10 protein-coding genes are annotated in these 13,045 nt (G+C 33.7%); 3 read left to right on the top strand and 7 right to left on the bottom strand.

The window, feature by feature from the left end; translation table 11 throughout:
• Positions 1-421: 421 nt before the first annotated feature.
• The 7 genes from COD11_RS11305 to COD11_RS11275 form a co-directional block, all read right to left on the bottom strand.
• Positions 422-1,162, bottom strand: a complete 741-nt coding sequence (locus tag COD11_RS11305) for an ABC transporter ATP-binding protein (protein ID WP_098797029.1) — start codon at positions 1,160-1,162, stop codon at positions 422-424.
• Complete coding sequence (locus COD11_RS11300; RefSeq protein ID WP_098797028.1) at positions 1,162-2,805, bottom strand: ABC transporter permease; 1,644 nt, start codon at positions 2,803-2,805, stop codon at positions 1,162-1,164. The genes COD11_RS11305 and COD11_RS11300 overlap by 1 nt, the downstream gene beginning before the upstream one ends.
• 304 nt (positions 2,806-3,109) lie before the next feature.
• Complete coding sequence (locus COD11_RS11295) at positions 3,110-4,174, bottom strand: Fe(3+) ABC transporter substrate-binding protein (protein WP_098797027.1); 1,065 nt, start codon at positions 4,172-4,174, stop codon at positions 3,110-3,112.
• Positions 4,175-4,356: 182 nt separating this feature from the next.
• A complete protein-coding gene (locus COD11_RS11290) occupies positions 4,357-5,271 on the bottom strand; it encodes a hypothetical protein (RefSeq protein WP_098797058.1) in 915 nt (304 codons plus the stop codon).
• Positions 5,272-5,358: 87 nt separating this feature from the next.
• Positions 5,359-6,870 carry an MBOAT family O-acyltransferase gene (locus COD11_RS11285; protein WP_231309822.1) on the bottom strand — a complete coding sequence of 504 codons (1,512 nt, stop codon included), beginning with the start codon at positions 6,868-6,870 and terminating at the stop codon, positions 5,359-5,361.
• A 179-nt stretch (positions 6,871-7,049) separates the two neighbouring features.
• Positions 7,050-8,444 (bottom strand): AMP-binding protein, encoded by a 1,395-nt coding sequence (locus tag COD11_RS11280; RefSeq protein ID WP_098797026.1) that lies wholly within the window; start codon positions 8,442-8,444, stop codon positions 7,050-7,052.
• Positions 8,437-8,685: an acyl carrier protein gene (locus COD11_RS11275; RefSeq protein ID WP_098797025.1), complete on the bottom strand. Its 249-nt coding sequence runs from the start codon at positions 8,683-8,685 to the stop codon at positions 8,437-8,439. The genes COD11_RS11280 and COD11_RS11275 overlap by 8 nt, the downstream gene beginning before the upstream one ends.
• A gap of 1,426 nt (positions 8,686-10,111) precedes the next feature.
• On the opposite strand from COD11_RS11275, the gene COD11_RS11270 reads away from it, so the two are divergent.
• The 3 genes from COD11_RS11270 to COD11_RS28180 all read left to right on the top strand — a co-directional run bounded on the left by COD11_RS11270 (position 10,112) and on the right by COD11_RS28180 (position 12,823).
• On the top strand, positions 10,112-11,500 hold the full coding sequence (locus COD11_RS11270) for an alkaline phosphatase (protein WP_141549677.1): 1,389 nt from the start codon (positions 10,112-10,114) through the stop codon (positions 11,498-11,500).
• Positions 11,501-11,573: 73 nt separating this feature from the next.
• Entirely contained in the window at positions 11,574-12,203 is a 630-nt protein-coding gene (locus COD11_RS11265) for a hypothetical protein (RefSeq protein ID WP_098797024.1), read from the top strand.
• A gap of 434 nt (positions 12,204-12,637) precedes the next feature.
• A complete protein-coding gene (locus COD11_RS28180) occupies positions 12,638-12,823 on the top strand; it encodes a YkvA family protein (RefSeq protein ID WP_442920053.1) in 186 nt (61 codons plus the stop codon).
• Positions 12,824-13,045 lie beyond the last annotated feature (222 nt).

Here is a 13,045-nt window from a genome sequence, read left to right as displayed (position 1 = left end):
ATCTCTTACCATTTGTGCGTAGAGTAAGAGATATCAAGGGCTTGTTAAATTTCGTCTGTAACTTCGTTAACCGGGTTTTACCGTTTTGCATTTGAGTACTTTAGCAAAATGTTATCATAGTAGATAAAATGATGAATGGAGTAATGATCTTACTGACAACTCTATAGTTTTTTTACTAAACGTTTCTATTTATTGTATTTGAATATTGGTTTATTGAATCTTCTACTTTTCCTGAGATTAACGTGCAAGCGTACCAACTCTAACAGCAGTTATAATTAACACAATGTGTTCAGTAGAGATGAGTTCATCTTTCATATCTTCACTCTTAGTAAGATATAAACTTCAATTTCTTAGCTTGTCAGAATCAGCAAGGATTATAAATTCCTATCCTAAACTCCTCATTGTAAAAAAAGAGTACACCTTATGGCACACTCTTATACACCTCTTTCTCTTTCATATGATTAAGCTGGCTACCTTGAGAATAGGGTAATAATTCTTCTGGTGTGCCCTTCCATATCATTTTTCCATTTTCTAAATAAATTATTTCGTCAGCAAGAACTTTTGCATCTTCTTGATCATGAGTTACAAAAATAGATGTAATCCCTGTTTGTTTTAAAATCTCTCTCAACTCATCCCTTATTCTAATTTGGAGATAAGTATCAAGATTGCTAAATGGTTCATCGAATACTAATAAAGTGGGAGCAGGTGCTAATGCTCTTGCAAGTGCAACACGTTGTTGCTGCCCTCCACTTAACTCAAAAGGGTATCGATCTTTATATTTGGATAGGTTCACTAAAGAGAGCATTTCCTCAATTCTTTCTTTTTTTTCCTTTTTATTCATCTTTCGTAAGCCATACTTTATATTATTCGCAACTGTCATATGTGGAAATAGTGCATAATCTTGAAAGACCATACCCACTTCTCTTTTTTCAGGTGGTATATACGTCCGTTCATCAAAAATCCTTCGATTGTTCATGGTTATCGATCCACTCATTGGAATTTCTAACCCTGCAATTAATCGTAAGATTGTACTTTTCCCACTCCCACTTTCACCGAGAATAGAGATGATGTCTCCCTTTTTCATTTGTAGGGAGAAATCCTTAATGGTTGGTTCATTCGTATTTTTATACGTATAGGATAAGTTCTTTATATCTACAAACACTAGTTTTGTCCCTCCTTATCAAGTACTTTATGAAAGAAGTAAATACTAATTCCACTGATGAGGATAATCATCATGGAAGCAGAGGCTGCTTCACTCATCATTTCATCATTCGCATACTGAAAAGCTTTCGTTGCTAATGTATGAAAATTAAAGGGCTGTAATAATAGCGTAAGGGGAAGTTCTTTTAAAATATCTACAAAGACAAGGATAAATCCGCCCACTACTGCCCCTCGTACCATCACAATATCTATACGAAAAAAGGTTTTTACAGTTGATACTCCTAAAGTTCTCGAAGCTTCGGTAAAATTAGTACCAATTTTCTCAAATCCTGCTTCAATGGAACTATAACCAACCGTAAGAAATCGAATGACATATGCAGAAATTAACATCACTATACTTGTTCGGAAAACAATAAAAGGATTTTTACCAAAAAATGCAAATAATGAGATGATCCATTGATCCAAAGCTATGAAAATTGTAATAATTCCTATGGCAATGATAGCTCCTGGCACAGAATAGCCTAGTACCGTTATCTTTGAGAACAACTTCGGAACTATCCCCTTGTGTATGCGAGTATAGTTGGCAATTATTAGTCCAATCACAACAACCATCACAGCTGAGATTGATCCAGCAAAAAAAGAATTCCTTACTAACTCAATAAATTTCATGGATACAATTCTTTCATAGGTCATATAAATCCAATGAATGAGTTGTATGAATGGAATAGCAAAAGCAAAGGTAAAAATAGATAAACAGTAAAAGGTTAACAACCAAGCTTTTGGACCTTGAACCTCCTTAGGTTGTATCGGTCTAATTTTTGTAGTAGTGTAACTAAATCTTTTTCTTCCTCTTATGAATTTCTCTAAGATGAGAACAGCTATAACAACAATCATCAATGTTCCAGCTAACTTGAAGGCAGAATCAAGATCATCCATTGCAAACCAAGTTTGAAAAATGGAGGTGATAAATGTTTGAATTCCATAATATTTAACGACGCCATAATCATTAATGACCTCAAGCATGACAATCGTTACACCACCAACAATAGCAGCTCTTGAAATCGGTAAGATGACCCGGAAAAATATCTCAAATGGTCCTCCACCTAAAAGTCTCGCATTTTCAACAATAGAAGAAGATTGATTTTGAAAGAAGCTCTTTGTTATAACAAATATGTAAGGGAATAAAAACATCGTGAATATAAATATAGCCCCTGGAATAGTCATTATATTGAAGTAGTCCTGATTCACTTTTATATCAAATTGATTTCTTAAAGTGGCTTGAATAATTCCTGTGTAATTTAAGATTCCGTGATACGTATAAGCCCCAATAAATGGTGGAATGGCTAATGGTAAGATTAATCCCCATCTAAAAAATTTTCGAAAAGGAAACTGATAAGCGGTGACAATCCATGCTAAACTCGTCCCAATAATCGTTGTGAAAAATCCTGTAAAACTCATTAAAAATAACGTATTCATTACGATTTCTTTTAATAAATAATCTTTTATATGATTCCAGTTTTCATTGGGGGTTGTAAAGAAATGTGTGCCAATTAAAAAATTCGGTAATAAAATAAATAAAATAAATAAAAAACTAAGAACTGCCCATACATTAAGTTGTCGCTTCACTTGTTGAACAAACCTCATTTTTAACCCCACCTTCAAAGATCTTTATCAATCTTCATTATCATTTCCATTTCACTTTAAAACATGGCTACCTTTGTTGATCGCCGTTACAGGATGGTCGCTTTCCGTAGGCGGTTGCTGAGCCCCCATATCTCTTTATATCTTGCAGGGGCTCTCATCTGAACCGCATCGTACGTAAGAGTCGACCATCGAAGTCAAGCGTCTATATCTACATCGTGCAAAAAATCAACATTGTTCATTAATAGAGTTAAAACACATAAACCGCACCCCGATATTCAGAGTACGGCATCATTCTATAAAACTTTTATTTCCAACCAACTTCATTGAAAATTTGAATAGCACGTGCATTGTTTTCACCTAGGATTGTTAAGTTAATGTCCTGCTCCTTAAACTCTCCCCACGACTTTAATGTTTCAGTAGCATCTACAGATTCATTCACCGGATATTCATTATTTCCTTCTGCAAATGCTGCTTGTGCTTCTTCACTTGATAAGAATTCAAGGAACTTAACAGCATTGTCCACGTTTTTGGCATGCTTTGTCACTGTAGCCCCACTTATGTTGATGTGTGTTCCAGTTGTCTCTTGGTTAGGGAAAAATATTCCAACTTGCTCGGCAATCTTTACATCTTCTGGATTCGTTGAATTTAGTAATCTCCCAACATAATAGGTATTGGAAATTGCAATATCTCCTTCACCTGCAACTACCGCTTTCACCTGATCGATATCTCCACCTTTAGGCTCTCGTGCCATGTTAGCTACTACACCAGCTGCCCATTCTTTCGCCTTTTCTTCACCATTTAATTCAATGAAAGATGCAAGAAGAGATTGATTGTATATATTCTCGGAAGAACGAATGAGCACTTTTCCTTGCCATTTAGCATCTGTTAATGCTTCATACGTTGATAGGTCCGCTGGATTTACACGGTCCTTCGCATATACGATTACACGGGCCCGCTTTGTTAACCCAAACCATTCATTATCAGTATCACGCAGTTTTTCTGGAATGTTTGTTTCTAATACTTCACTTGCAGCAGATTGTGTTAACCCCTTCTCCTTCAGACGAGCTAAATTACCAGCATCAGATGTTAAAAACACATCCGCTTCAGTTGCTTCTCCTTCTCGCTCGAGTCGTTCCATTAATTCACTGCCATTACCTTGAACGATATTTACTTTAATGCCTGTCTGATCTTCAAATTTTTTGTAAATTGCAGTGTCTGTATCATAATGCCTGCTTGTATAAAGGTTCACAGCTCCATTTTTCCCAGTAGCAAATTCAGTTGTAGTTTCATTTGATTGCCCACAACCAGATATAAAAATGATTGTAAATGTTGTTAAAGCAACGAATAAGGCTTTCATAGATCTCTTCATTTACCTTCCCCCTATGAATGAATTAAATATTTCATAATGATATTCATTATCAATTACTCGCGTTTGTAATTTTAAGCGACAATGATAATTGTTGTCAATTATATTATTGCAAAATTGTTGCTTGTTGTTAGTAAAATCTTTAACAAGAACTGAACATTTTTCATATAATTTTTTATTAGTAATTAACCCCCTTGTAAATAACCTACTTTCTTAAGATCCTTGTATACTATCCAGGAGTACTTTTTTCTTCCCTTGCTGTTTAAATGATCGGCATTGCTAAAGTATTCTTTGTTGTTTGCGAATCTAGGATCATTCATATAATTTAAAAATGGAACATCTAATTTAAGAGCTTTTAAGTACTGGAAAACAAGTCTATTCATTACTTCTTCATTAAAATATTCTTGATAAGACTGATGAACCGGCTCCATGGTTAATATGACTTGATAGCCTTTCTCTTTACTATAATCTACAATCTCTTTTAGCTGCTTCATATTTTGTTCAATGCTATTGTTTTCAACCGCTTCCTTGTATTGTGCTTCTACTCTCTCATACTTTCTCCCTGAATAGTTCTTACCGTTATTTGCCCAAGGTTGATGAGAATTCCATCTGTATTTTCTCAATTCACGCGAGAGTGCAGAGTTAAAACTGTCACTATTTGTCCCAGGTAAGTACAAGTAACTGTAATAATCAATTAAAGAAAACGGTTCAATTTCGGTACGATCCAATATTCTATAATAATTTCCTATGTTCTTGGTTTCAAAATTTGCGAATGTAATTTGAGAGATAGAAACGATCACTACACCACCAGGTTTAAGATACTTGCCATACTCTCTCAACAATTTAAAATCGTACTGAATCGTCTGAGCAGGAAGTGCTAAATCCAGATGGGACAAACCAGTAGGCTTAAAATAATATCCATACATGGAATGAGAAGCACCTACATTGATGATATCAACCGGATATGGATTTTCCTTAAAAGCCAGTATTGCATTGTCTATGTTATAATCATATGAATTCTTTACGAATTGATTGACTGGTATAAACAATAGGATTACAAAAAGTATAATGATTGTTAACTTGATGAAAAAACGTTTCATAGTAAATCCTTTCCACACAGTGCTTCTTCTGCTAAGATGACTTCTTGCGTCAAAATCTAACGAAATCATATTTACGTATGGGGAGGATTAAAACCCACCATAAATAAACCCCTTACCTGTAGCCCCGAAAACAAGGACCGAAAAAATAATAAAAATATAAAAGGCAAATCTAGCATAGACCGAGCCTTGCGATAGAAATTCCCATGCTGAAACATTTTTTCTTTCAATATAGTAAAATAATTGTACAACAATATAAAATGAAATAAAAATCACTAAATCTAGCAACGAAAAAATTTCAAATGCTTTCATAATCCCCGAGAATCTCCAAGAGCTTAATTTTAGAAAAAGCTGAGCGTTTTCAAATGCTTGTGTAACAGTATCCGTTCGAAAAAATACTCTTGAAAAGCAAACTAGCAGGAAAGTTATTGCAATTTTCACCCATTTATGCAGCTCTGGAGTTCTATCTATTCGAATAAATGAAGCGATTTGTGCACGAAAATGCTTTGTATAATCTCCAAAGACACGATAAAATCCATGAATGAGACCCCAGATCACAAACGTCCAAGCAGCTCCATGCCATATTCCACTAACTAAGAAGGTGATCACAATGGCAACATAAATTTCACTTCTCTTCTTTTTCCCCTTACATAATGGAACAAAAATATAGTCCCTTAGCCATGTAGAGAGCGTGATATGCCATCTACTCCAAAAATCGGATATCGAAACGGCAAAGTGAGGTTGCTTAAAGTTTTCTGTCAGCTTAATCCCTAGCATTCTAGCAGAACCAATGGCTATATCACTAAGTGCTGAAAAATCAGTGAACAATTGGATCGAAAATAGAATCGTAGCGAGTACAATTTGAGACCCAGTCGGGTTCGGACTATCGAACACACTCGACACAATAGGAGCTAGTCGATCGGCAATTAAGGTCTTCTTAAAAAAACCCCATGCAATTCGTTTTATGCCGTAATTTAAATTTTCATAGTCTAAAATTTGTTCTTGTTTAAATTGAGGAAGCAATTTCTTAGCACGTTCAATCGGCCCAGCAACCAATTGTGGAAAAAATGCAAAATAGACCGAGAAATAGCCGTAATGTTTTTCTGCCTTTTGCTTTCCATAGTAGATATCTACAAGGTAACTAACTGCCTGAAAGGTATAAAAAGAAATGGCTAAAGGCAGGACAATTTCTTGATATGGTAAGGTATAATTCCAATCCATGTATTTTGCTATCGCTCGAAATGAGTCATTTACAAAATTAAAATATTTAAACCAACCGAGAAAAAACAATAATCCTGAAATACCAACTAGCATGACTTTTTTCTTTTGTTTTTTTGTCTCCTGTTTTTCGATTACAATCCCAGTAAAATAAGTGAAGGCTGTGCTAGTAAGTAGTAAAGGTATAAATTGAACACTCAGTATTGCGTAAAAAACGTAGCTTGCAATTATTAAAAGAAGCCATCTGAATCGATGGGGGATTAAATAATAAGTAAATACAATTATTGCTAAGAATAGAAGAAACTCAATTGATATAAAAGTCATCCAATCACCTAATAAAAAATTTTCAAATGCGATGCAAGAGATAACCCTATCATTGTCCAATTACTTGGAACCCTAAAATATGTAGATGAAACTCTTGAGAAACTAACAAAAAATTTACTACTTTCACATTCCTTTTTTCATTGTTTCACCTAGTATTTACATACAGTTTTCAGATCTCAGTTTTATAATCTTGTCATGTATATCATATTTTTCCTGTTCCTCATCCGGGTGACTATAAATTATCCATATTTTCGCAACTCAGAATAGAGAATTTTCCCAAAATGATTACGTGGGATTTCTTTAATTTTCATAATCTTAAAGCCTTTTAAGTTTAATTTTTCCTTGATTATTTTTTTAATTTGGACAGAATCATCTTTTAATGTGTAAATATTCATTTGGTCATCTGTCCCATCACAGATACAATCATGACCATTTTCATTTAAAAACCCTTCAACTTCATCAAGGCTAATACGGTTACCATAAAGTTTAATCATTCTTTTAATTCGACCAGTTATAAAAAAATATCCATCTTGATCAAAGTAAGCCTTATCACCTGTATACAAAATACCGCTGTTCTCATCTTTTTTTGAAAGGTCGAATAATGAATCAGCATATCCTAAAGAAACATTTGCTCCCTTGTATATCAATTCACCCAAAACGTTGGGCGTTGTTATTTTGTTGTCATTGTCATCTTGCAGATAAAGTTCTCCACCTGGAATGGCAATACCAATACTTCCGACTTTTTCAAGATTTTTTTCCCATGGTAAATAGCTCATACGCGCCGTTGCTTCTGTTTGACCATACATGGTGAAAAATTGAATTCCTTTCTGATTGCATACTTTAGCAAATTTAGACGATAGGCTAGAGCTTAATTTTCCACCTGCTTGAGTTAGTTTTTTTAAACTCGGAAGATGCAGCTCTTCAAACTTCAGCCTATCAAGCATCTCGTACACGAAAGGAACTCCTCCAAAAGTTGTTACTCGTTGCTCTCTACATAAGTCCCAAAACTCCTTTTTCATGATGGATGCATCGGTTAAAATTATTGTAGCCCCACATATGAAATGACTATTTATGATAGAGAGGCCATAGGAGTAATTCATCGGAAGTGTTGTTATAGGTCTATCGTCTGCATTGATTTCAAGGTACGATGATATTGATTCTGCGTTATTAAAAATATTTTCATAACTTAAACGAACGAATTTGGGACTCCCAGTACTACCAGAGGTTGTTAAAAGAAGAGCTAGATGTTCATGAAGATCATGTTGGTAAAATGAACGGCACCTAAATAATGTATAATTTCCAAACACAAATACACGATCCATTAACTTTGATAGGTCTTGATTTTCGCTACTTGCCCAAATATAGGTGGGCTTATAAAGGTTAATTAATTTGCTCAGCTGATCAATATGGATGGATGCATCCAAAAGTACAGGCACAATACCACCTCTAATAAAACCCACATAGCCAAATAAAGACTCTTTATTATTTGAACATAAGCTAAAAACGAGCGTTCTCTCACCTATTTCACCACAGATTGCGTCAGCAATTTCTAACATTTCTAAGTAAGAATATTTCCGTTCAGCATATACTGCGGTGCGGTTCCCAAACTCCTCCATTTTTTTAAAGCTATTCATTAATAAAGTTCACTCCTAAGCGTTCCAAAAGCTCAATACCTGACTGGTAAGAGTTGAATTCTGTAATCCATTCTGAATCTATTGAAACATCAAAAACATCCTCAATCTCAGAAATGAGTGCCATATGTCCAATTGAATCCCATTCCCTCGTTTTCCCAAGAGCTAAATCTTCACTTACATCATCTTCTTTCAAGTCCAGTACATTGATAAATGCATTTTTATATTTCTCTATATTTTTCATCCATTTACACCCTTTCAATAATTTACTGTCATATGCATTTGTATGAAAATCTTGTTAGCTAAAACAGTTTCTATATCTAACAAACTTTCTAGTTTTCAACACCAACATTGTTAACATTACACCAGATATTTTACGGCTATTTATCATTTTTTATCTAGTATAATCATACTTGAGCTTGATTCTTAGGTTATTAAAAAGCATACTAGCTCGATAAGAAACATCCATCTAGAAGGAACCTCTTGTTAAAATCCTCCAATTGATAATAATAATCATTTTCATGATACTTAAATGATTCTAGCATATCACTTTTCAAAAGGTCAATAACTCATGCAGCCTTTTTTAGATGGTCGTTACCTCTTCTAATTTTCATGGAGATTTCCACTTTTAACTAGCAATACTTAAGGAATGTCATGAAATTGTTGAGCGCTCTGAAGATGTTAAGAAGAAAAATTGAATGGCAGGAAAAACAACATCCTAGTTTGGATTGCATTCTATGTTTGCTGGTTTCCTTATTTGTCTAATAGAGGTGGGCAAGCAAAATGGAACATATAATAAAATGTTTAAATGTAAAAGAGTATCTAAGTTACTCTAGAAAAGAAATTATTTAAAAAATAATGGCTCCAAAGAATATTTCCCATGGTTAGTTGAGTAGAGTAATGATTTATAGGGAAAGCCTTTATGCCTATTGGGACGGAAAACATAGGAACAGTCTTAGGAGTAAGAACTTGTCTTCAATTCTAGGTAGAGACCATTAAGAAAAAACCTTTCTCCATTTTCATAAACGTACTCAAACGTTTCATGCTCCATCCCACTCCTTCTTTTGATGACTTATTCTCTCTTCCAAGTTTCTGCAAAAATAATCTCCGCGAATCGCCAAATAAAAAAGCACACGAATGTGCTTTTTTTATCTATCTAAATACTCGTAGGATGACGTTTTCCGACGTCATTTTATTTTTATCAATACACCAAAATCTATACATCCCTAAATCCTTTCAGTTATTTTTTTTACATAGATAAAGTCACTTTGTATAAAGTTAGTTTTGGTAAATAAGAGATACTACATCTGATATTTGCATTTCTCTCTTAATCCCTCCCTTTTGGTAAGTTTGGATCAAAAAGGAAGGTATATGTAAATTTTCCGTCATCAATGTAAATGTATTGTAAAGTACTTACCGTTAAAAAAATACTAGAAAATTGTTTATTTTTTCTTTTAAACCCATTATATTTCACCAGGCATCACGCTGTTAGTTACATCTACCTATAAAATTAACAATGTAAACGCACCACATTCTCATACTTTTATATTTAATAAGACTAATTAACCCGTTTTATTCATTTACAATACAATTACATCTCCTTAAAGTCCACTTAAAACTACTTACCTATAATCGCATTTGTTGGTCAAAAACAAGGAGGAGAAAATCAAATGTTAAATAAGAGATTTAAAAAGAAATTATTCCCATTAGCTGTTATGTCTACCGTTGTGCTTGGAAGTTTAGGTGGGACGTTTTCTTCTGCTGAAGCAAAAACAGTAAAGTCAAATAATGCAGAAATTAAAAATGTTATCTTTTTAATTGGAGACGGAATGGGAGTTTCATATACTTCAGCTTACCGTTATTTAAAAGATAGTACTGATAGTAAATTTGTTGATCGTACAGAGCTTGACAAATATTTAGTGGGCCAACAAATGACATATCCAGAGGATCCTGAACAAAATGTAACTGATTCTGCATCAGCTGCAACAGCAATGTCAGCTGGTATTAAAACTTATAATAATGCAATTGCAGTTGACAATGATGGTTCTGAAGTAAAGACTGTGTTAGAGGCTGCAAAAGAACAAGGGAAATCAACAGGGTTAGTTGCAACATCTGAAATCACTCATGCTACACCTGCATCTTTTGGATCTCATGATGAAAGCCGTAAAAATATGAATGCCATCGCAGACGATTATTTTGATGAGTTAGTAAATGGTGAACACAAAGTAGACGTTCTTCTAGGAGGAGGAACAGATCTATTTGATCGTGAAGATCGTAACCTTGTTGAAGAATTCCAAAATGCTGGATTTAGCTATGTAACAAATAAAGAAGAATTACAAAATGATAATAGTGGACAAGTACTTGGTTTATTTTCTGATCGTGGAATGCCAAAAATGCTTGACCGCGATGAGAGTATACCTTCATTAGAAGATATGACAACTTCTGCAATTGAGCGTTTAAACCAAGACGAAGATGGTTTCTTCTTAATGGTTGAAGGAAGTCAAATTGACTGGGCAGGACATGATAATGACATCGTTGGTGCAATGAGTGAAATGGAAGACTTTGAAAAAGCATTTGCTGCAGCGATTGAGTTTGCGAAAAAGGACAAACACACATTAGTTGTTGCTACTGCTGACCACTCTACTGGTGGATATTCAATTGGTGCTAATGGTATTTATAACTGGTTTGGTGAGCCAATCAAAGCTGCAAAACGCACACCTGACTTTATGGCAGAAGCAATTGTAAATGGCGCTGATGTGGAAGAAACGTTAACAAATTATATTGACCTTGAATTAACTTCTGATGAAGTACAATCTGTTAAAGACGCTGCTGCGACGGGTAAAGCAGTAAGTATTGATAATGCAATTGAAAATATCTTTAACACCCGTTCTAATACAGGCTGGACAACAGGTGGACACACTGGTGAAGACGTACCTGTTTATGCATTTGGACCTTCATCCGACCGCTTTGTAGGACAAATTGAAAACACAGATCATGCAAAAATTATTTTTGATATTTTAGAAAAAGGGAAAAATAAAACGATTATTAACGATAAATAATTCATGAAAATAAATTGAAGGGTTTGACGATTTAAATGTCATCCCTTCTTTTTTAAGGGATGGAGGGGTCTTCTTGAGAAAAACAATTGCTCTTACATTATTTTTATCTTTATTTATAGTCGGTTGTTCTAACGATGCTACTAAACCTGCAAAAACAGGAGATATTCCTACTGATTATTTAAATGATTATAATTCAAATCCCCAAGTAACTGATGATCGTTCGTTATTAGAATTAGATCAAACTGTTTCTGATGAAAAGGGTGAAGCAAGCTTAAAAGCAATTAATTACATCAATTCAACGAATGAGATTGGTCCAGTTCAGCTTCGAATAAAAGATATGAAGCTCATTCATTTAAAACCAGACTATAGCTTAATCGATTATTTTCATGTCTTAACACATGAAGAGGAATTTGATTTTGTTAAAGTGTTTGTTGAAATTGAAAATACAACGTCAGAAAAGGTTAGTTTCGCACCTATTGCTTTGTTAGAGACAAGCTCTGGTGAAAAATTTGATTGGGAAAAAGATGTTTACCTAGAAGACTTGAATGGTGAACTAGAAGGTAAAGCTAGCAAAAAAGGGAATCTAGGCTTTATCGTCGAAAATTCTGATAATCTTGAGTGGATTGAAATCACTACAAGTGACGTTTTTGACCAAGAAGGAAAGAAAATACATCATTCACAAAAAATAAAGATTGAGTTTTAATAATAAACCTAGAAAGCCTGTAGTAAGCTTGTAAAGATATTTTTACTACAGGCTTTCTTGGGCTATCTACTAATCTGTTTGTTATTGTAATATTCAACAACCTTTTATGTAGATATTAGATTAAATTATTATATTAAAGAGATAAACTCTTGATAAGCGCTTTAAATTGTAAAGTATACTTCTTCACTATTTCCTTGAATTGTTTCATTATAATTCTTTTCAATAACCTCTTTTTTAATTTATAATCACATTTAAGTGGAGGTTATTAACATAATGGAAAGACAATATATATTAAATAAAATAAAAAGCTCTGCAAAAAAATTAAAACATATTTATTTGTGATTTATTTATCAAATAAAGATCAAAGAGTCTCTTGGCTTACAAAAGTAGTCGCTATTTGTGTAGTGGCTTATGCTTTTAGTCCAATCGATTAAATACCCGATTTTATACCTGTTCTCGGCTATCTTGATGACTTGATCCTTGTCCCACTCGGAATCTCATTGGCGTTAAAATTAATTCCATCAATAGTTATCGATGAAAATCGAGCCAAAGCAGAAGAAATCAGGAAAAAAGGAAAGTCGAAAAATTGGTTTGTTGGATTTCTATTTATTTTTATTTGAATTATCTTTGCAATATGGATCGGTAAATCGATATTTAGATTTTTTCTGTAACTACCTATGCATGTTCACAATCTTAATCTTTTCTTAAATAAGCACCTTACATATTCCAGAAAGTCTCTTTTTGTCAATATATATATTCAATTTAATATATTTTTTCTTTAAAATGAACTTATTTAATATCTAGCTTTTACAACAATCTGTACTTTATCTACAGTAAGTTGT

Origin of the sequence: Bacillus sp. AFS040349 (assembly GCF_002577655.1) — a bacterium.
In the GTDB taxonomy this organism is placed as follows: domain Bacteria; phylum Bacillota; class Bacilli; order Bacillales; family Bacillaceae; genus Metabacillus.
This window is presented reverse-complemented; position numbering and strand designations above follow the sequence as displayed.